Genomic DNA, 22378 nt, shown 5'->3' with positions numbered 1-22378 from the left:
CCGGCCGCGATCAGGCCGCTGCCAGCGTGGCGCGGGCCGCGGCGAGCGTCGCCTCGATGTCGGCCGGCGTGTGCGCGGCGCTGACGAAGCCGGCTTCGTAGAGAGCCGGCGCCAGATACACGCCGCGGTCGAGCATGCCGTGGAAATAGCGGTTGAAGCGCTCGCCGTCGGTGGCCATCACCTCGACATAGTTCTGCGGCAGCGCGGCTTGCGCCGTCTTCGGGAAAAAGAAGCCGAACATGCCGCCCTCGCAGTCGCCCACCATCGGCACGCCAGCCGCAGTGGCCGCGTGCAGCAGTCCGTCGAGCAGGTCGCGCGTGCCCGCTGCCAGCGATTCGAAGAAGCCCGGCTTCTGGATCTCGCGCAGCGTGGCCAGGCCGCACGCGGTGGCGACCGGGTTGCCGCTCAGCGTGCCGGCCTGGTAGACCGGGCCGAGCGGTGCGAGCTGTTCCATGATGGCGCGCGGCCCGGCGAAAGCCGCGAGCGGCATGCCGCCGCCGATGACCTTGCCGAACACGCTGAGGTCGGGCTTGAAGCCGGGAATCGCCTTCGCATACAGGCTCTGGGCGCCGCCGAGCGCGACGCGAAAGCCCGTCATCACTTCGTCGAACACCAGCAGCGCCCCGTGCTGCGTGCACAGCTCGCGCAGCCGCTTCATGAACGGGAGGCCGGCCCGCACGAAATTCATGTTGCCGGCGATCGGCTCGATCATCACGCAGGCGATCTCGGCGCCGTGCGCACTGAAAGCCGCCTCGAGGCCCGTCACGTCGTTGTAGGTCAACACCAGCGTGTGCTGCACCACCTCGGTAGGCACGCCGGCCGAGGTGGGGTGGCCGAAGGTCGCGAGCCCCGAGCCGGCCTTCACCAGAAGCGCGTCGGCATGGCCGTGGTAGCAGCCCTCGAACTTGACAATCTTCGAGCGCCCAGTCGCGCCGCGCGCCAGCCGCAACGCGCTCATCGCCGCCTCGGTGCCCGAGCTGACCAGGCGCACCTGCTCGGCACTGGGGACCAGTTTCAGGATCTCCTCGGCCAGTTCCACCTCGCGCTCCGTCGGGGCGCCGAAGCTGAAGCCCTCGGTTGCTGCCTTCTGCACGGCCTCCAGCACGGCGGGGTGGCCGTGACCGAGGATCATCGGTCCCCAGGAGCCGATGTAGTCGATGTAGCGCTTGCCGTCGGCGTCCCACAGGTAGGCGCCGTCGGCCCGGGCGATGAAACGCGGCGTACCGCCGACTGCGCGGAAGGCGCGGACCGGCGAGTTCACGCCCCCGGGGATGCTGCGGCGGGCCCGTTCGAACAGGCTGGCATTGCGCGAGTCGGCCATCGTGGAGTTGCTTTGATCAGTGGATGCGGCGCGGCCCGCGCTCGGCGGACGGCAGTTCGTCGGTGGCAGGCTCGCCCATCAGTCCCTCTTCCTCGGCGCCGGGCTCGGCTTCCGGCAGCGCCCAGAAGAAGCGATCGGGGACCACATTGCCCATGCCGGGGCGGAACCCGGCGTCCAGCGCCTGGTCGAGGAAGCTGAGCGCCTCCGAGACCGCGAGGTGGAGATCCTGGCCGCTTGCCAGCAGCGAGGCCAGTGCGGCGGCCAGGGTTTCGCCGGCTCCGAGGAAGGTGGCGTCGAAGCGCTCGAACTTCTCCCCGGTGATCGCGCCTTGCGGCGACGCCAGCACATTGTCGACCTGGGCCTCGGCCCCGCGGCTGGCGGGCAGGGCGATGCCGGTCACCAGCACGTAGCGGGCGCCGAGCTCGCCCGCGGCGACCGCCAGCTCGCGGGCCGAGGGCGGCCGTTCGGCCTCCCATTCGGGCAACAGGAAGTCGACCAGGGTCTGCTGGTTGCCGACCAGGACCTCGGTGGCCGGCAGGATCAGCTCGCGGTAGGCGTCCTGGTAGGCCTGCTGGTCGTCTTCTTCGAGCCAGGACACGCTGGTCAGGTAGGCGACCAGCGGCACGTCGGGGTAGTCGCTCAGCACTTCGGCCACGCCGGCCACGCCCTCGGCGCTGCCGAGAAAGCCGACCTTCCACGCCGAGATGGTCACGTCCTCGAGGATGCTGCGGGCCTGCTCGACGATGGTGTCGGCCTCGATCTCGTGCGATTCGAAGACCTCGGCGGTATCGCGCATCACGATGGCGGTGACAACGGGCAGGGCGTGTGCGCCCATCGCGGCGATGGTGGAGATGTCGCCGGCCAGCCCGCCGGCACCACTCGGGTCGCTGGCGTTGAAGCTCATCACGCACGCCGGCGGCGCGTCGCTCGCAGCGGGCTCGGTGGGTTCGGTAGCGCTGGGCGCGATCGTGTTCATGAGAGGGTTCGATCAGGGCTTGGAGCCGTGGCCGCGCATGCAGTCACGGAGTTCCAGAAAATGATGAGGAATGTTGCGTATGTGCCCACTAACCCTTGATTTTTTGCCAAAGGCGATCGCTACAATCTTTTGTCATTGTAGTGAGCAGCCAAGACACCGTGAGCGAATCGAAAACCTGGATGTGCCTCATCTGCGGATGGATCTACGACGAGGCCGCCGGGGATCCGGAGCACGGCCTCGCTGCAGGCACCGCCTGGGCCGACGTCCCGATGAACTGGACCTGTCCCGAATGCGGCGCACGCAAGGAGGACTTCGAGATGGTGCAGATCTAGCAACCTGCCGCTGAGGAGCACATCCTTTGAACGAGGCGCTGACGCAAGAAGGACAGGAGGGCGGGGAGGCTGCAACTGCCGAAGCCATCCGCGTGCTCGTCATCGACGACAGCAACACCATCCGGCGCAGCGCCGAGATCTTCCTGAAGCAGGGCGGATACGTGGTCGTGCTGGCCGAGGACGGCTTCGATGCGCTGGCCAAGGTCAATGATCACCAGCCGCATCTCATCTTTTGCGACATCCTGATGCCGCGACTCGATGGCTACCAGACCTGCGCCATCATCAAGCGCAACCCCAAGTTCTCCGGCGTACCGGTGATCATGCTGTCCTCGAAGGACGGCCTGTTCGACAAGGCCCGGGGCCGCATGGTCGGCTCCGAGGACTACCTGACCAAGCCTTTCACCAAAGACCAGTTGCTGCGAGCGGTGGAACAGCACCGCCGCGTTGCGTGATCGTGCCGGGCCTGGCGCAGCAGGCGTGGCGCCCCCGGTTGCCCGCGCAAGTTTGAGGACACCATCATGACGATCGCGAAGATCCTGCTCGTCGACGATTCCAAGACCGAACTGCATTTCCTGTCCGAACTGCTCGTCAAGCGCGGCTATCAGGTGCGCACCGCCGAGAACGGCGAGGAGGCAATGCGTCGGCTCGGCGAGGAGAAGCCCGACCTCATCCTGATGGATGTCGTGATGCCGGGGCAGAACGGGTTTCAGCTCACCCGAGCCATCACGCGGGACGTGCGCTTCACCGATGTCCCGGTGATCATGTGCACCAGCAAGAATCAGGAGACCGACAAGGTCTGGGGCATGCGGCAGGGCGCACGCGACTACGTGGTCAAGCCGGTCGACGCCGACGAGCTGATCGCCAAGATCCGCGCGTTCGACTGAGCCGTCGGTCAATCTCTACCGCAACCGAGTCGCGACGGCATGGCCAAGAAGGAAGCGCTGCGTGAACTGCAGACCCGGCTCGCCGAGCGGCTGCAGGCCGCGCGACTGCAGAAGTCCGAGACGGCCACCTGGCTGGCTGTCGAGTGCGGCGGGCAGGGCCTGTTGCTGCCGCTGGGGCAGGCGAGCGAGATCTTCCCGCTGACGGCGCTGATGCCGGTGCCGCACACCGGTGCCTGGTTTCTGGGTGTGGCCAATCTGCGGGGGCGCCTTCATGGCGTGGTCGATCTGGCGGTCTTCCTGGGCCTGCGCGCGGCGCCGCCCCAGGAGTTCGGCCCCCAGTCGCGACTGATCGCGTTCAATCCGGCGCTGGAAGTCAACTGCGCCTTGCTGGTCGATCGACTGGCCGGCCTGCGCTCGGCCGACCAGTTGCGGGTCGTGCCCGACGAGGCGGCCCATCCGGCCTTCGCCGGCGCTACCTATGCCGACGCCGGTGGCCGGCGCTGGCAGGAGATCGTGCTGGCGGAACTGGCTGGCGAAGAGGCATTCCTGAGGATCGCCCGGTGACCGCTGGCCACAGCGCACCGGGGCACCGCGACCGAATCACCGAGGTGAGCGAGAGGCGTTTATGAGCTTTCTGAACAAGTTCAAGAATCTGGGCCAGCGCAAGTCGCAGGACGATCCTGCAGACGACCTGCCGTTCGACGACGCCTATCCGATGGCCGAGGATCTCGTGGTCGGGGGGCACGACGGCAGTGCCGCGCTCGACACGACGGCGATGTCGCCGCCGCCGGCCTTGCACGACGACTCTTCGATCATTTCCGAATCGGCGCCGTCGGAGTTGGGCGATGGGTTCAGCGAGACGCGCGTCGAGAACAGCGGCGGCCTGGCGGCCGTGGGCGCAGCGCTCCCCCTGATCGGCGGCCTGTCGATCGGCAGCCAGCAACGGGTGCTGGGCGGCATGCTGTTCGTCGGCCTGCTTGGTCTGGTGGTGGTCACCGTTGCCGCGCTGACCTCTGCCGATCGCAGCGCCGGTCAGGTGGCCGCGACCGGCGACGTGCTCATGCAGTCGCAGCGGCTCGCGAAGTCGGTTTCGCAGGCCCTGATCGGCAACGATGCGGCTTTCCCCGAGGTGAAGGAGAGCGCCGGCGTCCTGGCCATGGCGTCGCGCGGACTGCAGGGAGGCAACGAGATGGTCAGTGCGGCCCCGGCTGGCGTGCAACCGCTGATCGAGCCACTGATGCCGTTGATCGACAAGGCCGAGAAGAACTCCAACACCGTGCTGGCGCAGCAGCTGACATTGACGCAGGTGGGGAAGGCGCTGCGTGGCATCAACCGGCAGTCGTCCGACCTGCTGGAGATCGCCGAGACGGTGTCGTCGCTGAAACTGCAGCAGGACGCCTCGCCGTCCGAACTGTCGGCCGTGGGGCAGCTGGTGATGCTCACGCAGCGCATCGGCAAGTCGGCCAACGAGTTCCTCACCGTCGAGGGGGTGTCGCCCGAGGCGGTGTTCCTGCTCGGCAAGGATCTGAACTCGTTCAAGGAGATCGCCCAGGGGCTGCTCGACGGCAACGCCGAGCTGCGGCTGCCGGGGACCCGCGACGCCGCGACACGCGAACGCCTGCAGGCGCTGCTGAAGCAGTTCGAGGAGACGCGCACGCTGGCCGGCTCCATCCTGGGCAATCTGCAAGGTCTGGTTGCAGCACGCGAAGCGCAGTCGTCGATCCTCGCCGACAGCGAGCCGTTGCGGGTCGGGTTCCAGGCCGTTCAGGCCCAGTTGCAAGGTCGGACCGGGCTGGGTGCCTTCAACCTGCTGGTGATCGTGGTCTCGGTGCTGCTGGCTCTGGCCGGCATCGCCGGTCTGCTGTATGTCTACCTGCAGGACCAGCGCCAGCGCGCCGCGGTCGCCAACCTGCAGCGCGAGGAAGCGGAACGGCAGGAACAGGAAGCCAAGCGCGTCAACGATGCCAACCAGGCGGCGATTCTGAGGCTGATGAATGAACTGCAGACGGTCGCCGAAGGTGACCTGACGCAGCAGGCCACCGTGACCGAGGACATCACCGGCGCCATCGCCGACTCGGTGAACTACACAGTCGAAGAGCTGCGCACCCTGGTGTCGCAGGTGCAGGGCTCGGTGTCCCGGATGACGGAGACCACGACACAGGTCGAAGCGACGTCCACCGAACTGCTGGCGGCCTCCGACGAACAGCTGCGCGAGATCCGCGAGACCGGCGAATCGGTGCTGCAGATGGCCGGCCGCATCAATGACGTGTCGGCGCAGGCCACGCAGTCGGCCCAGGTCGCGCGGCAGTCGCTGATGGCGGCCGAGTCCGGCCTGCAGGCGGTGCAGAACGCGATCGGCGGCATGAACACGCTGCGCGACCAGATCCAGGACACGTCCAAGCGCATCAAGCGGCTCGGTGAAAGCTCGCAGGAGATCGGCGAGATCACCGAGCTGATCTCCGACATCACCGAGCAGACCAACGTGCTGGCGCTGAACGCCGCCATCCAGGCTGCCTCGGCTGGTGAAGCGGGGCGCGGCTTCTCGGTCGTTGCAGAGGAAGTGCAGCGGCTGGCCGAACGCTCGGGCGACGCGACCAAGCAGATCGCCGCGCTGGTGAAGACCATTCAGACCGACACGCAGGACGCGGTGGCGGCCATGGAGCGGTCGACGCAGGGGGTCGTCGAGGGCGCCAAGCTGTCAGACAACGCCGGTACCGCACTGGGCGAGATCGACCGCGTGTCGCGCCAGCTCGCGGAGCTGATCGAGGCGATCTCGGCCGAAGCCTCTCGCGAGGCACAGTCCGCCAACATCGTGGCGGCCAACATCCAGCACATCTTCGCGGTGACCGAGCAGACCGGCGATGGCACCCGCTCGACCGCGCAACTGGTGCGGGAACTGTCGCGCACGGCCGAAGAGCTGAAGGCCTCGGTCGCGCGGTTCAAGATCGACTGAAGCGGCGCGGCAGCTTCTTCGTCGCACAGCGCAGACCCGTCACCGGACCGAGCAGCGGATGGACAGCCCACACGACACCCTCGACGACGTCAGTGCCCTGGCCTGGGTTCAGGAGGAACTGCGCAAGTCGCTCGACACCGCGCACAAGGCGCTTCGCCGCACGCTGAAGGAAACCGAATCCACGTTTGAGTCCGACCTCGACGATGTCGAACCGACTCAGCTGCGCACAGCGCGGCAGCAGATCCACCAGGGCGTCGGCGTGCTCGAACTGGTTGGTCTGCCGGCGGGTGCCGCGCTGCTGCGTGGCAGCGAAGCCGCAGTCCAGCGCTACATCTCCAAGCCCCACAAGCTCGACCTGGCGGCGGTCGAGACCATCGAGCGCGCTTCGTTCGCGCTGCATGATTTCCTGGCGCGCCGACTCGCCGGCAAGCCGGTTTCCTCGGTAGCGCTGTTCCCGCAGTACCGCGCGGTCCAGGAGCTGGCCGGCGCCGAGCGCATCCACCCGGCAGACCTGTGGCCTCAGGACTGGCAATGGCACGTGGTGCCTGCCGAGCCCGGCGTTGCGCCGCGGGGTGCCGATGCGGCCATCGTCGCCGAGTTCGAATCGCAAGTTCTCACGCTGATGCGCAAGCCGGGCGTCGACGTGACGCAGCGCCTGAGCGACCTGAGTGCGGGGCTCGCGGTCGGCTCGGAGCAGTCGCAGACCAGGACCCTGTGGCAGCTGGCGGCCGCCTTTTTCGAGGCGCAGTCCGTCGGGTTGCTGGTGCCCGACGTCTATGCCAAGCGCATGACCTCGCGCCTGCTCGCCCAGCTGCGCAGCCAGCAGCGTGGTGATCTGGCGGCCGGCGAGCGGCTCGCGCGCGACCTGCACTTCTTCTGCACACAGGCTGCAGCGCCCGCCATCGGGGAGGCACCGCGCCTGCAGGCGGTGCGCAGCACCTACCCGGCCACGCGCGAGGCCGTGCCATCCGACTACAACGCCGTCCAGCTAGGCCGCTACGACCCAGCTTGGATCGCACAGGCCCGCAAGCGGGTCGCCACGGCGAAGGATTCCTGGTCGGCAGTGGCGGGGGGCGAAATGCACCGGCTGCCCGGCCTGAACGAGCAGTTCGCGCTGGTGGCCGACTCGCTCAAGCGGCTGGTGCCGAGTGGCGACCAGCTCGGTGATGCCCTGTTGCGTGCAGTCGGCTCGTCCGTACAAGCCGGCACGGTGCCGCCGCCGGCGCTGGCCATGGAGACGGCCACCAGCGTGCTCTATCTCGAGGCCGCGCTCGAGGACGGCGCGTTCGACCAGCCCGAGCAGGCCGAGCGCGTCCAGCGCCTCGCGCAGCGCGTCGACGCAGTGCTCGAAGGCGCAGCGCCCGAGCCCCTCGAGACCTGGATGGAGGAGCTCTACCGTCGGGTGTCCGATCGCCAGACGATGGGCAGCGTGGTCCAGGAGCTGCGCGCGTCGCTGTCCGAATCCGAAAAACTGATCGACCAGTTCTTCCGTGCACCGACCGATCCGGCCGTGCTGATGCCTGTGCCCGCGCAGCTGCAGGCGATGCGTGGCGTGATGTCGGTGCTCGGCCTCGACCAGGCGACCCACGCCGTGCTGCGCATGCGCGACGACGTCGACACCCTGGTGTCGGCGGGCGACCAGGCGCGCCACGAGCAGCCGCTGTTCGAGCGCCTCGCCGGCAATCTCAGCGCGCTGAGCTTCATGATCGACCTGCTGGGCGTGCAGCCGCAGGTGGCGAAGTCGCTGTTCCGCTTCGATGCCGCCAGCGGTCTGCTGAGCTCGCAGCTCGGCCGACACAGTACGCCGCTCGAAGACGCCGCCGCACCGCGGCTCGAGCCGTCGCTGATCGCCCAGGCGCAGACGCTGTCGAGCGCGGCCACCGAAACGATGCCGCTGGCCGAGGTCTCGCGCGAGCTCGAGCGCCTTGCGCTGCAACCGGACGTGGCGGCGCAGCCTGATCTGGTGGCCAGCTTGTCGAGCGCGCAGGCGGCGCTCGACCGGGCCGAGGCACCGTTCGCTCAGCGCGAGACCGAGGCCCGCGTGCGAGAGCAGGTGGTTGGTGCCCTGGCCGAGTTCGTCTCGACGGCGTCCGACCCGATCGGCCTCGATGCCGTACCGGTGTCGAGCCGTATGCCGCTGATGTCGTTGACGCCAGCGGCGCCGGTGCAGCAGACCGGACTCGAGGGCGACGACGAGATGCGCGAGATCTTCCTCGAGGAAGCGCGCGAGGTCCTGGACACCGCGCGCTCGGCACTCGTCGCCTTGAGCGACAGTCCCGGCGATGTGGAGCAGCTCACCACGGTGCGGCGGTCCTTCCACACCTTCAAGGGCAGTTCGCGGATGGTCGGCCTGCGCGAGTTCGGCGAGGCGTCCTGGGCTTGTGAGCAGCTCTACAACGACCTGCTGGCCAGCCAGCAGCCCGCGAGTGACGACCTGCTGCGCACGACCGGCGACGCCCTCGATCACCTGGGCCACTGGGTCGAGGCCATCGCCCGCGGGGACACCGCAGGCTGGCACAGCGCCCCACTGCGCCAGTCCGCCGACGCCATGCGGCTCGAGGGACGTTACCTGAACCTGGCGGTCTCCGGCGCACCGGCGGCCCCGACGGCGCCGTTGCCGGTGCCGCCCGGTTTTGTGCTGCCGCCGGCCAGCGACCTCGATCTGCCGGCCCCCACGGTCTCGGCAACCGAAAAGGCCGAAGAGCCCATGCCGGTCCCGGGCCTGGACTTCACCTTCGACCTGGGCGATGCCTTACCTGCGGCGGAGCCGCCTGCCATTGCCGCGACGGCTTTGCCGACGATCGAAGGCCTGGAGGCTCTCGACTCCGCGCCGGCCTTCGAGCACGCTGCGACCGAGCCGCTGCCGCTCGAGGAGTTGCCGTCGGCCGCGCCGGTCCTGGAGTCCATCACCACCTTCGATCTCGAGGTGCCGGAGCTGGCCGAAGACGTCATTGCCGATCCGGCCGCCGAAACACCGGCACTGATCGAGCCGCTGCTGCCCAGCGCCGAAGTGTTGCAGTCCCTCGAGCCGTTGCCGGGCGTGATGGCCCGGGAGGACGGCACCCCGGCCGTTCCGTTCGACGACGTTGCGGACTCCGACACCATGCCCTTCGAGTCGGGCGACATCGTGGTCGCCCTGGAGCCGTCGCGTGCGGGCGAGCTGTCGCCCACGGTCGATGGGCCGTTCGAGGGAGCAGAGGAGCGCGATGAGTCGACCGACGCGACCACCGTCGGCGAGCCGACCAGCGAGCAGGTCAAGATCGTCGGGCCGCTGCAGATCGGCATCCCGCTGTTCAACATCTACCTGAACGAGGCCGACGAGCTGTCACGTCGACTCGGGACCGAGCTGTCCGAATGGGCGCATGAGTTGCACCGCCCGGTGGGCGAGTCGGCCATCTCGCTGGCGCACTCGCTGGCCGGCAGTTCCGCCACCGTCGGTTTCGGCGACCTGTCGTTGCTGGCGCGGCAGCTCGAGCACGCGCTGGTGCATTCTCAGGCGTTGGGCGGCGGGACCAGCGCCGATGCGCAGCTGTATGTAGATGTCGCCGATGAAGTGCGCCGCCTGCTGCACCAGTTCGCCGCTGGATTCCTCAAGTCGCCTAGCGCGGAGCTGCTCGATCGTCTGGCCTTGCACGAGCTCGACCTCGTGCGGCGTGTCGAGGTGCAAGCCAATGCGCCGCAGGACACTGCATCCGGCGCCGCGATCGAGGTGCCGGGATCCGCAGTGATGGGCATCGAACCCGTCGCCGACGCGCCGGCGGCTCCTGCAGCCATCGTTGACCTGGGGCAGGCCGAGTTCAAGGCTTTGGCGCCGCTGCCCGTCGAGCCGCAGCGGGCCGCTCGCATGGCGGCGCTCGACAGCGACGAGGACATCGACGCTGTCGACGCGGTCGACCCCGACCTGTTCCCGTTCTTCGAGGAAGAGGCGCAGGAGCTGCTGCCCGAGTTGGCGGCCCACCTGCGAGCCTGGACGCAGCAGCCGCACGAGGTGTCGCATGCCGCGGCGGCGATGCGGACCCTGCACACCCTCAAGGGCGGCGCTCGCCTCGCCGGCGCGATGCGCCTGGGCGAACTGGCGCACCGTCTCGAGACCGCGATCGAACATCTGCTGGCGCGCGATGCGGCGAGTGAGCACGAGGTCGATCAACTGCTCGGCCGTGCCGACGGTCTCAATGCGACGTTCGAGGCCTTGTGCCAGCGCGATGCGCAGGCCTATGCGGCCGCGCAGGAGGCCGTGCAGCCGCTGATCGACACACCGGAAGCGCCGGTGGTGACCACCGCCTGGCCGCCGCTCGACGAGAGTGCCGTGCTGGACGCGACCGCGATCGAGCTGCCACCGGGCCTGGCTGAGGAATTGCTCGCAACGCCGGAGCCTGCCGCGGAAGCGTCGGCGGTCCCGCCGGGGCCGGCGATCGACTGGGCACGCTTTGCGCAGGAGGCAGACGTGCCGATGGCAGTGGTGGCCGAGAAGGCCATCCCGCTGGCGTCGGTTGCAGCGGTGCGGGTGCGCACCCAGTTGCTCGATCGCATGGTCAACGAGGCGGGCGAAGTGAGCATCGCCCGAGCACGCCTGGAATCTCAGGTCGGGCAGATCAAGAATTCTCTCGGCGACCTGACCGACAACCTCGAGCGCCTGCGCGGCCAGCTGCGCGACATCGAGTTGCAGGCCGAAACGCAGATGAGCACGCGCATGGAGGCGGCCAAGGCCGCCGCGCAGTCGTTCGACCCGCTGGAGTTCGACCGTTTCACGCGCTTTCAGGAGCTGACGCGGATGATGGCCGAGTCGGTCAACGACGTGGCCACCGTGCAGCGCACCTTGCAACGCACGCTGGAAACGGCGGAGGACGAACTGGCCGCCCAGGCGCGCCTGACCCGCGACCTGCAGGACGACCTGCTGCGCACGCGCATGGTCGAGTTCGAGGGGCTGTCCGACCGCCTCTACCGTGTCGTGCGCCAGGCTGCCAAGGAAACCGGCAAGCAGGTGCGGCTCGACATTGTCGGTGGGTCGATCGAAGTCGACCGCGGCGTGCTGGACCGCATGACCGGCGCCTTCGAGCACCTGCTGCGCAACTGCATCACGCATGGCATCGAGCCACCCGAGCAGCGCGTGGCGGCCGGCAAGGACCCGATCGGGACCGTCGTCGTGTCGCTGCACCAGGAGGGCAATGAAGTCAGCGTGGAGTTCCGCGACGACGGCGCGGGCCTGAATCTGCCGCGGATCCGCGACAAGGCCGCGTCCATGGGACTGATCGACCCTCATGCGCCGCACAGCGATGCGGAGCTCGCGAACCTGATCTTCACGCCTGGCTTCACCACGGCCGAAAAGGTGACCGAGTTGTCCGGCCGTGGCGTCGGCATGGACGTGGTGCGTGCCGAGGTCAACGCGGTCGGCGGCCGGATCGAGACGGCCAGCGCCGCGGGCCAGGGCGCCAGTTTCAGGCTGATCCTGCCGCTCACCACCGCCGTGACCCAGGTCGTGATGTTGCGCAGCGGCAATGCGACGGTGGCGATCCCGGCCACGCTGGTCGAGCTGGTCCGACGCGCCAACACCGACGAGTTGGCCGCGGCCTATGCCTCGGGCAGCTACCCGTACGCCGGCCACTCGCTGCCGTTCTTCTGGCTCGGCGCGCTGCTGCAGCTCAGCCGGCGGGGCACCGAACTGGTGGGCCGCTCGCTGCCGGTCGTCGTCGTGCGTTCGGCGCAGCAGCGCGTTGCGTTGCACGTCGACGAGGTGCTGGGCAATCAGGAAGTCGTGGTCAAGAACCTCGGCCCGCAACTGTCGCGCCTGCCAGGGCTGGCAGGCATGACGCTGCTCGCGTCCGGCGTGGTGTCGTTGATCTACAACCCGGTGGCGCTCGCCACGGTGTACGGTGACGTGGCACGCCAGGCAATGGCGTCGCACGAGGCGAGCGATGTGCCGGACCTGACCGAGGCCACCGCACCGGCCGCGAAGGCGGCGCCGCTGGTGCTGGTGGTCGACGATTCGCTCACGGTGCGGCGCGTCACGCAGCGCCTGCTGGTGCGCGAAGGCTACCGTGTGTTGCTGGCGAAGGACGGCCTCGAAGCGCTCGAGCGCCTGGCGGAAGAGCGCCCGTCGGTGGTGTTGTCCGACATCGAGATGCCACGGATGGATGGCTTCGACCTGGTGCGCAACATCCGCGCCGATGCCCAGCTCGCGGCGCTGCCGGTCATCATGATCACTTCGCGTATCGCCCAAAAGCACCGCGATTACGCATCGCAGCTCGGTGTGAATCACTACCTGGGCAAGCCCTACAGCGAGGAAGAGCTGCTGGCGTTGATCGGCCGCTATTGCACGATGCCGCTGGCAGAGGCCTGAAGGCTCAACCTGCCGGCGCCCCCGAGGCGCCGGCAAAGTCCTGCTGGCGCCAGGCCTCGAACACCGCCACGGCCACCGCGTTCGACAGATTGAGGCTGCGCTGGCCGGCGCGCATCGGCAGCCGCACGCGCTGCGCGGCCGGGAAGCGGTCGCGCAGCGTCGGGTCGAGCCCGCGGGTCTCGCAGCCGAACACCAGCCAATCGCCAGCCTGCCACGGCACTTCGGTCAGCGGTCGGCTGCCCCGGGTCGTGAAGGCGAACAGCCGCTGAGGATCGGGTTGCTCCGCCACCAGCAGTGCCTCCCAGCTCGCGTGGCGTCGTACCGCGGCGTGCTCGTGGTAATCGAGTCCGGCGCGTTGCAGTAGCTTGTCTTCCATCGAGAAGCCCAGCGGCTCCACCAGGTGCAGCGTGCAGCCGGTGTTGGCCGCGAGCCGGATCACGTTGCCGGTGTTCGGTGGGATCTCGGGTTCGACGAGGACGATATGGAACATGGCGAATGGGGAGAGGGCAGATGCATTGTCGGCGCTGCGTCCGGCTCAGTCCGGTGTGCGTGCCACCACCCAGACCTGGACCGAGGCCGCGCCGGCCGCGTACAGCACGCGTGTGAGTTCTGCAGCGGTCGCGCCGGTCGTCATCACGTCATCGGCCAGCGCGACGTGGCGGTCGCGCAGCGCCGCCAGGGCCAACGGTTCGACGGCAAACGCGCCGCGCAGGTTGGTGAGGCGTGCCGCGCGAGGGAGTGCTGTCTGGTGCGGTGTGTCGCTCGTACGCAGCAGCCACTGCGGTTCGGTGCGGAGGTCCAGTCGGCGCGCCAGCTGCCGGCCCAGCAACGCCGCCTGGTTGTAGCCGCGCTCGCGCAGGCGCGCAGCGGCCAGCGGCACCGGCAACAGCAACTCGACTGGCGGCGACGGTGTGCGCCGCTGCAAGGCGAGCGCCAGGCGTTGCGCCAGTGGCGCGGCCAGGTCGATCGCGTCGTGGAACTTGAGCGCGTTCAGCAGGCCATCCCACGGGTAGGCGTAGTCGCAGGCCACGACGGCCCGCGACCAGGGAGGCGGGTTTCGCAGGCAGCTGCCGCAGACGGTCACGCCGTCGGGGCGCTGCAAGGCACAGCGTTCGCAGCGTGGCACGTTCGGTGCGAACCGCGTCAGGCAGTCATCGCAGATGCGCGCCGCCGCGCCCCGCGTGCCCGCATGGCAGACCGCGCAGCGGTTCGGCCAGCGGTCGAACATCGCGCGACCCGCGCGGATCAACTCTCGTGGTGAAGTGGCGCCAGCGAGCATGGTCGACTCAATATACTGCCGCGTCCCATGGACCCCACTCCCCAGCCTGCCGCTTCAACGCCCGGCCCGCAGCCGGCTGCGGTGCAGGCGTACCTGCGGCGCGCGGCACGCATGTCCTCGGCGCCCTGGCTGCATGGTGAAATTGCGCGCCGCATGGCCGAGCGGCTGTCCATCGTGAAGGCGACCCCGGCCGTGGTGATCGACTGGTGGTCGGCGCAGGGGGGGGGTGCGTCCGCCCTGCGCGCGCAGTACCCGCGGGCACGCATCGAGGCGGTGGAGCCGAACGAAGGACTGACGCAGCGCAGTGCGCGCACCGCGCGCCGACCATGGTGGCCGCCGAAGCGCTGGATGCAGCCGACGATGCCGGTCTGGACCGAGCATGCGGCTCCCAGGGATGCGCGGGCCCAACTCCTGTGGTCCAACATGATGCTGCATTGGTCTGCCGACCCCGTGCGGCTGTTCGAGCGATGGCGCGAAGCCTTGGCCGTCGATGGCTTCGTGATGTTCTCGTGCTTCGGCCCGGACACCCTGCGCGAACTGCGCGGTCTGTACCGGCGACTGGGTTGGCCCGACGCTGGCCACGCCTTCATCGACATGCACGACCTGGGCGATGCGATGGTGCGTGCCGGCTTCGCCGATCCGGTGATGGACATGGAGCCGCTGACGCTGACCTGGGCCGATGCCTCGACGGCGCTGGCGGAACTGCGAACGCTCGGCGGCAATGCCGCGGCACAGCGCCACGCGGGCCTGCGCACGCCGCGCTGGCGGACCCGGTTGCTGGCGGAACTCGAATCGGCACTCACCGGACCGGATGGGCGACTGCAGCTGAGCTTCGAGATCGTCTACGGCCACGCATTTCGACCGTTGCCGCGTGTCCGGATCGCCGCGGAGACGCGTATCTCGGCTGAGACCTTGCGCAGTCTCGCGCGTGCCGGCGGCAAATCGGCAAGTGATGCTTGAGGCTGTGTCGGGCGCTGGGATAAACTGCGCGCCGGTGTGAAGTGCGGGGGTATGGTCTCCCGAGCTTCCCACACGGTAGGTGATCAGGATCGGTAGCAGCATGTCAGCGCCTTTCGCACCGGACCGGCCCGAGGCACACCTGAAATTCGGTCAGGTCCATGCTGCTCCGGCCGAATCCCGCGGCGGCGCCGCGGTGTCGGTGGAATGGAGCCTCAAGCGCAATTGCTCCTTCTCGCCCGCGCAGTTGCTGTCGGTTTATGCATCGCTGTGCGTGATCTCGTTGGGAATCGCGACATGCTTCTGGTTGGGCGGCGCCACGCTGGTGATGCCGTTCGCGTGGGTGGAGTTGTTTCTGGTCGGTCTGGCCTTGCTGGTGTATGCCAGGCATGCCGCCGACCGGGAACTCATCACTCTGTTGCCGGGGCGTCTGGTCGTGGAGCATCTCAACGGAGGGCGCATCGAGCGTGCCGAGTTCGTTCCGGACTGGGTGCGGGTGGAACCGCGGGACGATGACCGGTCATTGATCGAGTTGTCGGGACAGGGCCGGGTGATCGCGGTCGGGCGCTATGTGCGGCCCGAACTGCGGCGGGCGCTGGCCGAAGAATTTCGCACGGCCCTGCGGCAGATGCCGGGGGGGTGGTGGCCGGCGGGCGTCGCGAGCGACACTGCCTGAGACGGTTTTGTTTGGAAGTGAGCACGATGAAGACGATCAACGCCCTTAGCAACGCCGCGAGCGCCCTCCGACGGCAGGCCATGGCGACCGGTCTTGGACTGGCGGCCACGCTGTACACGACGGCGGCTCTGGCCGTCAACGACCTGCCGGGCGGTCCGGCCGTGAATCAGCTCGACCTGCACCCGCCGGTGACGCGCATTGCGGCTGAACAGCAATGGCTGCACTACTTCATGCTCGTGATCTGCATGGTCATCTTCGTCGCCGTGTTCGGCGTCATGTTCTATTCGATCTTCAAGCACCGTCGCTCCAAGGGGGCGAAGCCGGCCAACTTCCACGAATCGACCACGGTCGAGATCATCTGGACCGTCGTGCCGTTCTTCATCGTGATCCTGATGGCGCTGCCCGCCACCAAGGTCGTGGTCGCGATGAAGGACACCACCAACGCCGACCTGACCATCAAGGCCACCGGCTACCAGTGGAAGTGGGGCTACGACTACCTCAAGGGTGAGGGTGAGGGGATCGCCTTCGTCTCCACGCTCGATACCTCGCATCGCCTGATGTCGGACAGCGGCAAGCCCGAACCGACCGACGACTACCTGCTCAAGGTCGACAACCCGCTGGTGGTGCCTGTCGACAAGAAGGTGCGCATCATCACCACTGCCAACGACGTGATCCACGCCTTCATGGTGCCGGCCTTCGGCATCAAGCAGGATGCGATCCCCGGCTTCGTGCGCGACACCTGGTTCCGCGCCGAGAAGACCGGTGACTTCTACGGCCAGTGCGCCGAACTTTGCGGCAAGGAGCACGCCTACATGCCGATCCACGTGAAGGTGCTGTCGCAGGCCGACTACGCGGTGTGGGTGGAAGGCGAGAAGAAGAAGCTGGCCGCCAAAGCCGACGATCCGGCCAAGGTCTGGGAACTGCCCGAACTCGTGGCCCGCGGCGAGAAGGTCTATGCTGCCAACTGCGCTGCCTGCCACCAGGCGAGCGGCAAGGGCGCGGGCGCGATCAAGCCGATCGACGGTGCCGCCGTGGTGCTCGATGCCGACAAGACCAAGCAGATCGCGATCCTGCTCAACGGCCAGAACAATGGTGCGATGCCCGCCTGGAAGCACCTGTCGGACACGGAGATCGCCGCCGTCATCACCTACACCAAGAACCACTGGTCGAACGCGACCGGTCAGATCGTGCAGCCGGCCGACGTGCTCGCCGCTCGCAAGTAAGCCCCGGTTTCGGAAAGAGGATAGCCCCATGAGTGCAGTTCTTGATCATCACGGCGACCACGCGCACGACCACGCGCACGATCATCCCCACGGCTGGCGGCGTTGGCTGTTCGCTACCAACCACAAGGACATCGGAACGCTGTACCTGCTGTTCTCGCTGACCATGCTGATGATCGGCGGCGTGCTGGCGCTCGGCATCCGTGCCGAGCTGTTCCAGCCCGGTCTGCAGGTGGTGAATCCGGAGCTGTTCAACCAGCTCACCACGATGCACGGCCTGATCATGGTGTTCGGCGCCATCATGCCGGCCTTCGTGGGCTTCGCGAACTGGATGATCCCGCTGCAGGTCGGCGCGGCCGACATGGCCTTCGCGCGGATGAACAACTTCAGCTTCTGGCTGCTGATCCCGGCCGCGCTGATGCTGGTCGGCTCGTTCTTCATGCCGGGCGGCGCCCCGGCCGCCGGCTGGACGCTCTATGCACCGCTGACGCTGCAGATGGGCCCGTCGATGGATGCCGGCATCTTCGCGATGCACATCATGGGCGCGAGCTCGATCATGGGTTCGATCAACATCATCGTCACCATCCTCAACATGCGCGCGCCCGGCATGACGCTGATGAAGATGCCGCTGTTCTGCTGGACCTGGCTGATCACCGCCTACCTGCTGATCGCGGTGATGCCAGTGCTCGCCGGCGCGATCACGATGACGCTGACCGATCGCCACTTCGGTACGAGCTTCTTCAACCCCGCTGGCGGCGGTGACCCGGTGATGTACCAGCACATCTTCTGGTTCTTCGGTCACCCCGAGGTCTACATCATGATCCTGCCGGCGTTCGGCATCGTGAGCGCCATCATCCCGGCCTTCGCCCGCAAGCGCCTGTTCGGCTACACCTCGATGGTGTACGCCACATCATCGATCGCGATCCTGTCGTTCATCGTCTGGGCGCACCACATGTTCACCACCGGCATGCCGGTGACGGGGCAGCTGTTCTTCATGTACGCGACGATGCTGATCGCCATCCCCACCGGGGTGAAGGTGTTCAACTGGATCGCCACCATGTGGCGCGGCTCGATGACCTTCGAGACGCCGATGCTGTTCGCGGTGGGCTTCATTTTCGTGTTCACGATGGGTGGCTTCACCGGCCTGATCCTCGCCGTGGCGCCGGTGGACATCCAGCTGCAGGACACCTACTACGTCGTGGCCCACTTCCACTACGTGCTGGTGGCCGGCTCGCTGTACGCGATGTTCGCCGGCTACTATTACTGGAGCCCGAAGTGGACCGGGGTGATGTACTCGGAGACGCGCGGCAAGATCCATTTCTGGGGTTCGCTGATCTTCTTCAACGTCACCTTCTTCCCGATGCACTTCCTCGGGCTGGCAGGCATGCCGCGTCGCTACGCCGACTACCCGATGCAGTTCGCCGACTTCAATGCGCTCGCGACCGTCGGCGCCTTCGGCTTCGGGCTGATGCAGGTCTACTTCCTGTTCTTCATCGTCATCCCGGCGATGCGAGGCAAGGGTGAGCCGGCGCCGCAGAAGCCCTGGGAGGCCGCCGAGGGCCTGGAGTGGGAAGTGCCGTCGCCGGCTCCCTTCCACACGTTCGAGACGCCGCCCAAGCTCAACGCCTCGGCCACCAAGATCATCGGCTGACGGCTGGGCGGGAGCACGCGATGGCGATCACCCCCGAGCAACGCAAGCGCAACCTGCGCCTCGCGCTGATCCTGGCGTCGGTCGCGTTCGCGTTCCTGGCGGGCTTCGTGGTCAAGATCACGTTCCTTCACCACTGAGCATCGCCATGGCGACCCCCGATCGCGCCGCCGCCCGCAGCGACCGCCGTCTGGGCGGCGACAACCGGCACATGCTGTTCAAGCTTTCGGTCGTCGTGCTGGTGATGTTCGGCTTCGGCTATGGATTGGTGCCGATCTACAAGCACATCTGTGAGGCGCTCGGCATCAACGTGCTGTCGCTGTCGGAGCGCACGGTCAACGGTACGGGCGCGGTGAAGCCTGCCAACACGCAGGTGGACCTCAGCCGCAGCATCACGGTCGAGTTCGATGCCAATGCGCGCGGTCCCTGGGACTTCAAGCCGGCGGTGCGCTCGCTGGAAGTTCATCCGGGCGAGCTGACGACGGTGATGTACGAGTTCCGCAACGTCCAGAACCGCGCCATGGCGGCGCAGGCGATCCCGAGTTACGCCCCCAAGCAGGCGATGTCGCACTTCAACAAGCTGGAATGCTTCTGCTTCAACGAGTACCAGTTGCAGCCGGGGGAATCCAAGCAGTGGCCGGTCGTGTTCTACATCGACCCGAAGCTGCCGAAGGACGTGCGCACGATCACGCTCAGCTACACCTTCTTCGAGGTGGGCGGCAAGACGCCTGCGGCTCCGACCGGCCCCGTGGCGGCCTTGAAGGCGGGGGCGGCGCTTTGAGCGGCTCGCAAGGCGACGCGGGGGCGACGCTGCGGCAGGCTTCGCGTCGCAAGGGCTCGTTCATGCGCACGGCGCGGGCCGTGGCGTGGTCGTTCTTCGGCGTCCGCAAGTCGTCCGAATACGAGCGTGACGTGAACGAGATCAATCCGCTGCACGTCGTGATCGCCGGGGTCGCCGGGGTGCTGCTGTTCATCGGCGCGCTGCTGGTGCTGGTGCGCTGGGTCATCGGCAGCGGTGTCGCGGCCTGAGCGGGCGGGTCGGAAAGATGGTCATGCAGACGAAAATGGGACTGATCGACGCGGTCCGCCGGCAGGCGGCCCGGATCGAGTCAGGCCAGCAAGACAGGCAAGAGTTCTGAGGAGAAAACATGTCGGCAGCAACCCACGGGCAGACGCCCTACTACTTCGTGCCGGGGCCCTCGCGGCACCCGATCATGGCCGCCATCGGCCTGTTGTTCGTGATCTTCGGCGCCGGCCAGTGGGTCAACGGCCATGGCTGGGGCGCCTACGTGCTGCTGTTCGGGCTGCTGTGGTGGGCCTTCGTGCTGCAGCAGTGGTTCCGCCAGGCCATCGGCGAGAGCGAAGGTGGACAGTACAGCGATCGCATCGACGTGTCCTTCCGCTGGAGCATGAGCTGGTTCATCTTCTCGGAAGTGATGTTCTTCGCGGCCTTCTTCGGCGCGCTGTACTGGACGCGCGTGCATTCGGTGCCCAACCTAGGGGACCTCGAGAATGCACTGCTGTGGCCTGACTTCAAGGCGGTGTGGCCGAGCGTTGCCGCTGGCGCCACGGCCTCGCCGGCCGGTATCGTCGAGCCCTTCACGACGATGGGCCCGTTTTGGCTGCCGACGATCAACACCGCGCTGCTGCTCACCTCGGGCGTGACGCTGACCATTGCCCACCATGCCCTGCGCGAGAACCACCGCGGCAAGACCATCGCCTTCATGTGGCTGACCGTGTTGCTGGGCCTGACCTTCCTATTCGTCCAGGGCTATGAATACCACCACGCCTACACCGAGCTGAACCTCAAGCTCAGCAGCGGCGTGTTCGGGTCGACCTTCTTCATGCTGACCGGCTTCCACGGCTTCCACGTGTTCGTCGGCATGCTGATGTTGCTGTTCATCACGATTCGGCTGATGAAGGGGCACTTCACACCGGAGCGTCATTTCGGTTTCGAAGGCGCTGCGTGGTACTGGCACTTCGTCGACGTGGTGTGGCTGGGCCTGTACGTGGTCGTCTACTGGATGTGAGCGATTGCCGGGCGCTGCCCGCCATGCCCGAGGCTGGGCGGAGAGCGCCGAGCGACGAGGTGAAAAGAGCGCCACAGGCGCTCTTTTCCTTTTGCCGGATCAGCGCGGCGACAAGGGCAGGCCGGTCGGCTGGATCCAGCCAAACCGGTAGGCAACGAGGATGAACACGAACAAAGCCACTGACAGCCCGATCCGCCAAGCGAGCGCATGCAGCATGCGGTCTGTCTTGGGAGCGCCGTCACGGCCGTCCTTGAGCAGTGCGCGGCCGGCCGCAGCCAGGGCGAGCAGGATGGCGACGAAGGCCAGGATCACGATCCATTTCATCCGGCCACTGTATGGCATCCGGCCCGGGGCGGTGCGGTGAGCCCGGCGGCGCGCCGCTGGATCGTGCTGCTGGCCGCCGTCGCCGGCGTGGCGTTGACGGCACGTCTCGGTGCGTGGCAGCTGTCGCGTGCGGCCGAGAAGGAGGCGCTGCAGGCGAGCCTCGACACGCGGGGCGCGCTGCCGCCGCTGCCGGCCGTGGCGCTGGCCCGCGATGCCGCGACCGCCGCCGGCCAATGGCACCGGCGCATCACGCTGGCCGGGCGCTGGCGGCCGGAGCACAGCGTCTTTCTCGACAACCGCCAGATGAACGGTCGTCCGGGCTTCTTCCTGCTCACGCCACTGGAGCTTGCGCCCGGTGATGCCGTGCTGGTACAGCGCGGCTGGGCGCCACGCGACCTGCGCGACCGCGCGCTGCTGCCCGACGTGCCGACTGCCGGCGGCCGGGTGGAGTTGGTCGGGCAGATCGCCCCGGCTCCTGCTCGGCTGTATGCCTTTGCCGACGAGGAGTCGGGCCGGCTCCGGCAAAATATCGTCATCGATGCCTATGCCCGAGAAACGGGACTCGGGCTGCGTCCGCTCTCCATCGTCCAGACGGAAGGCGGCGTGCCCGAAGACGGCCTGCTGCGGCAATGGCCGCGACCGGCAGTCGACGTGCACAAGCACTACGGCTATGCCTTCCAGTGGTTCGCCCTGGCCACCCTGCTGACCGGTTTGTATGTCTGGTTCCAACTCCTCCAACCCTGGCTCCGGCGGCGGCGCACCGCGCGCTGAGGCGGCCACCGCGGAGCCGCTGAGCTTCGCCGTGCACAGTCTGCCGTCGCCGACGCTGCCGAACGCCGCAGTGCGTCACGGGCGTCTGAAGATGCTGCTGGTGCTGCTGGTGTGCGCGGCACCGGTGATCGCCTCCTACTTCACCTATTACGTCATCCGGCCCCAGGGACGCACCAACCACGGCATGCTCGTGGAGCCGCAGCGGCCCCTGCCGAGCGCGGAGGAGCTGCCCTTGAGCGACCTGCAGGGCGCCGGTGTCGATCCGTCCCGCCTCAAGGGCCAGTGGCTGCTGATCGCGGTGGCGGGCGGGGCCTGCGATGCGCAGTGCGAGCGCCAGCTCTACCTGCAGCGGCAATTGCGGGAATCTCTCGGCAAGCACAAGGACCGGCTCGATCGCGTCTGGCTGATCGACGATGCCGCAGCCCCCCGTTCCGAGCTGATGCCGGCCCTGCAGGGCGCCACCGTGCTGCGGGCGCCGGCGGCGGCGCTCGACCGCTGGCTGGCGGGCAGCGACCGCCAGGGGCTGGCAGCGCACTTCTTCCTGGTCGATCCGCTCGGCAATTACATGATGCGCTTTCCGGCCCCGAGCGAGCCCGATCGCATCAAGCGCGACCTCGAGAAGCTGATGCGCGCAGCGGCCAGCTGGGACGAGCCGGGGCGCTGAAGGCGG

General features: G+C 67.9%; 21 protein-coding genes. 16 read left to right on the top strand and 5 right to left on the bottom strand.

Annotation, left to right across the window (positions count from 1 at the left end; all coding sequences use genetic code 11):
- Window positions 1-10 precede the first annotated feature (10 nt).
- Both hemL and thiD read right to left on the bottom strand, forming a co-directional pair.
- Entirely contained in the window at window positions 11-1321 is a 1311-nt protein-coding gene (gene hemL, locus MPE_RS16120; protein WP_011830769.1) for a glutamate-1-semialdehyde 2,1-aminomutase, read from the bottom strand.
- A 16-nt stretch (window positions 1322-1337) separates the two neighbouring features.
- The gene (gene thiD, locus MPE_RS16115; protein WP_011830768.1) at window positions 1338-2297 is read right to left on the bottom strand and encodes a bifunctional hydroxymethylpyrimidine kinase/phosphomethylpyrimidine kinase; all 960 of its coding nucleotides are present in this window, start codon (window positions 2295-2297) and stop codon (window positions 1338-1340) included.
- Between the two features lie 179 nt (window positions 2298-2476).
- Between thiD and MPE_RS16110 the strand changes: the two genes are divergently transcribed.
- The 6 genes from MPE_RS16110 to MPE_RS16085 all read left to right on the top strand — a co-directional run bounded on the left by MPE_RS16110 (window position 2477) and on the right by MPE_RS16085 (window position 12803).
- Window positions 2477-2629, top strand: a complete 153-nt coding sequence (locus MPE_RS16110; protein WP_011830767.1) for a rubredoxin — start codon at window positions 2477-2479, stop codon at window positions 2627-2629.
- 38 nt (window positions 2630-2667) lie between these two features.
- A complete protein-coding gene (locus MPE_RS16105; protein WP_193373397.1) occupies window positions 2668-3081 on the top strand; it encodes a response regulator in 414 nt (137 codons plus the stop codon).
- A gap of 66 nt (window positions 3082-3147) precedes the next feature.
- The gene (locus MPE_RS16100; RefSeq protein WP_011830765.1) at window positions 3148-3513 is read left to right on the top strand and encodes a response regulator; all 366 of its coding nucleotides are present in this window, start codon (window positions 3148-3150) and stop codon (window positions 3511-3513) included.
- A 39-nt stretch (window positions 3514-3552) separates the two neighbouring features.
- Window positions 3553-4077, top strand: coding sequence for a chemotaxis protein CheW (locus tag MPE_RS16095; RefSeq protein WP_011830764.1), 525 nt, complete (start codon window positions 3553-3555; stop codon window positions 4075-4077).
- Between the two features lie 61 nt (window positions 4078-4138).
- Entirely contained in the window at window positions 4139-6466 is a 2328-nt protein-coding gene (locus tag MPE_RS16090) for a methyl-accepting chemotaxis protein (protein WP_036231574.1), read from the top strand.
- Between the two features lie 58 nt (window positions 6467-6524).
- A complete protein-coding gene (locus MPE_RS16085) occupies window positions 6525-12803 on the top strand; it encodes a hybrid sensor histidine kinase/response regulator (RefSeq protein WP_011830762.1) in 6279 nt (2092 codons plus the stop codon).
- A 4-nt stretch (window positions 12804-12807) separates the two neighbouring features.
- On the opposite strand, the gene MPE_RS16080 is transcribed toward MPE_RS16085, so the two are convergent.
- The gene (locus MPE_RS16080) at window positions 12808-13293 is read right to left on the bottom strand and encodes a tRNA (cytidine(34)-2'-O)-methyltransferase (RefSeq protein WP_011830761.1); all 486 of its coding nucleotides are present in this window, start codon (window positions 13291-13293) and stop codon (window positions 12808-12810) included.
- 45 nt (window positions 13294-13338) lie between these two features.
- Window positions 13339-14082, bottom strand: a complete 744-nt coding sequence (locus MPE_RS16075) for a ComFC family protein (RefSeq protein WP_237706337.1) — start codon at window positions 14080-14082, stop codon at window positions 13339-13341.
- Between the two features lie 27 nt (window positions 14083-14109).
- Between MPE_RS16075 and MPE_RS16070 the strand changes: the two genes are divergently transcribed.
- From MPE_RS16070 to MPE_RS16040, 8 genes are all read left to right on the top strand, one after another.
- Window positions 14110-15042, top strand: coding sequence for a methyltransferase domain-containing protein (locus MPE_RS16070; protein ID WP_011830759.1), 933 nt, complete (start codon window positions 14110-14112; stop codon window positions 15040-15042).
- A gap of 100 nt (window positions 15043-15142) precedes the next feature.
- On the top strand, window positions 15143-15715 hold the full coding sequence (locus tag MPE_RS16065) for a DUF2244 domain-containing protein (protein ID WP_011830758.1): 573 nt from the start codon (window positions 15143-15145) through the stop codon (window positions 15713-15715).
- A gap of 80 nt (window positions 15716-15795) precedes the next feature.
- A complete protein-coding gene (gene coxB, locus MPE_RS16060) occupies window positions 15796-16938 on the top strand; it encodes a cytochrome c oxidase subunit II (RefSeq protein WP_085984419.1) in 1143 nt (380 codons plus the stop codon).
- A gap of 28 nt (window positions 16939-16966) precedes the next feature.
- Window positions 16967-18586: a cytochrome c oxidase subunit I gene (gene ctaD / locus MPE_RS16055; protein ID WP_011830756.1), complete on the top strand. Its 1620-nt coding sequence runs from the start codon at window positions 16967-16969 to the stop codon at window positions 18584-18586.
- Between the two features lie 20 nt (window positions 18587-18606).
- Complete coding sequence (locus MPE_RS24690; RefSeq protein ID WP_375136158.1) at window positions 18607-18723, top strand: cytochrome oxidase small assembly protein; 117 nt, start codon at window positions 18607-18609, stop codon at window positions 18721-18723.
- A gap of 8 nt (window positions 18724-18731) precedes the next feature.
- Entirely contained in the window at window positions 18732-19364 is a 633-nt protein-coding gene (locus tag MPE_RS16050) for a cytochrome c oxidase assembly protein (RefSeq protein WP_011830755.1), read from the top strand.
- Window positions 19361-19612, top strand: coding sequence for a DUF2970 domain-containing protein (locus MPE_RS16045; protein ID WP_011830754.1), 252 nt, complete (start codon window positions 19361-19363; stop codon window positions 19610-19612). Before MPE_RS16050 ends, MPE_RS16045 begins: the two co-directional genes overlap by 4 nt.
- Before the next feature lie 119 nt (window positions 19613-19731).
- Window positions 19732-20613, top strand: a complete 882-nt coding sequence (locus MPE_RS16040; protein WP_011830753.1) for a cytochrome c oxidase subunit 3 — start codon at window positions 19732-19734, stop codon at window positions 20611-20613.
- 99 nt (window positions 20614-20712) lie between these two features.
- Here MPE_RS16040 and MPE_RS16035 read toward each other — a convergent pair whose 3' ends face one another.
- Complete coding sequence (locus tag MPE_RS16035) at window positions 20713-20925, bottom strand: DUF2909 domain-containing protein (RefSeq protein WP_193373402.1); 213 nt, start codon at window positions 20923-20925, stop codon at window positions 20713-20715.
- 75 nt (window positions 20926-21000) lie between these two features.
- Here MPE_RS16035 and MPE_RS16030 point away from each other — a divergent pair, with 75 nt between their 5' ends.
- Complete coding sequence (locus MPE_RS16030) at window positions 21001-21708, top strand: SURF1 family protein (protein WP_237706335.1); 708 nt, start codon at window positions 21001-21003, stop codon at window positions 21706-21708.
- Window positions 21653-22372: an SCO family protein gene (locus tag MPE_RS16025; RefSeq protein WP_011830751.1), complete on the top strand. Its 720-nt coding sequence runs from the start codon at window positions 21653-21655 to the stop codon at window positions 22370-22372. Before MPE_RS16030 ends, MPE_RS16025 begins: the two co-directional genes overlap by 56 nt.
- Window positions 22373-22378: the final 6 nt, after the last annotated feature.

This window comes from Methylibium petroleiphilum PM1, from assembly GCF_000015725.1.
Classification (GTDB): Bacteria; Pseudomonadota; Gammaproteobacteria; order Burkholderiales; family Burkholderiaceae_C; genus Methylibium; species Methylibium petroleiphilum.
This window is presented reverse-complemented; position numbering and strand designations above follow the sequence as displayed.

Coding starts and splice junctions, on each gene's coding strand:
- hemL (WP_011830769.1), bottom strand. CDS start 1,321: ATGGCCGACTCGCGCAATGCCAGCCTGTTCGAACGGGCCCGCCGCAGC.
- thiD (WP_011830768.1), bottom strand. CDS start 2,297: ATGAACACGATCGCGCCCAGCGCTACCGAACCCACCGAGCCCGCTGCG.
- MPE_RS16110 (WP_011830767.1), top strand. CDS start 2,477: ATGTGCCTCATCTGCGGATGGATCTACGACGAGGCCGCCGGGGATCCG.
- MPE_RS16100 (WP_011830765.1), top strand. CDS start 3,148: ATGACGATCGCGAAGATCCTGCTCGTCGACGATTCCAAGACCGAACTG.
- MPE_RS16095 (WP_011830764.1), top strand. CDS start 3,553: ATGGCCAAGAAGGAAGCGCTGCGTGAACTGCAGACCCGGCTCGCCGAG.
- MPE_RS16090 (WP_036231574.1), top strand. CDS start 4,139: ATGAGCTTTCTGAACAAGTTCAAGAATCTGGGCCAGCGCAAGTCGCAG.
- MPE_RS16085 (WP_011830762.1), top strand. CDS start 6,525: ATGGACAGCCCACACGACACCCTCGACGACGTCAGTGCCCTGGCCTGG.
- MPE_RS16080 (WP_011830761.1), bottom strand. CDS start 13,293: ATGTTCCATATCGTCCTCGTCGAACCCGAGATCCCACCGAACACCGGC.
- MPE_RS16075 (WP_237706337.1), bottom strand. CDS start 14,082: ATGCTCGCTGGCGCCACTTCACCACGAGAGTTGATCCGCGCGGGTCGC.
- MPE_RS16070 (WP_011830759.1), top strand. CDS start 14,110: ATGGACCCCACTCCCCAGCCTGCCGCTTCAACGCCCGGCCCGCAGCCG.
- MPE_RS16065 (WP_011830758.1), top strand. CDS start 15,143: ATGTCAGCGCCTTTCGCACCGGACCGGCCCGAGGCACACCTGAAATTC.
- coxB (WP_085984419.1), top strand. CDS start 15,796: ATGGCGACCGGTCTTGGACTGGCGGCCACGCTGTACACGACGGCGGCT.
- ctaD (WP_011830756.1), top strand. CDS start 16,967: ATGAGTGCAGTTCTTGATCATCACGGCGACCACGCGCACGACCACGCG.
- MPE_RS24690 (WP_375136158.1), top strand. CDS start 18,607: ATGGCGATCACCCCCGAGCAACGCAAGCGCAACCTGCGCCTCGCGCTG.
- MPE_RS16050 (WP_011830755.1), top strand. CDS start 18,732: ATGGCGACCCCCGATCGCGCCGCCGCCCGCAGCGACCGCCGTCTGGGC.
- MPE_RS16040 (WP_011830753.1), top strand. CDS start 19,732: ATGTCGGCAGCAACCCACGGGCAGACGCCCTACTACTTCGTGCCGGGG.
- MPE_RS16025 (WP_011830751.1), top strand. CDS start 21,653: ATGTCTGGTTCCAACTCCTCCAACCCTGGCTCCGGCGGCGGCGCACCG.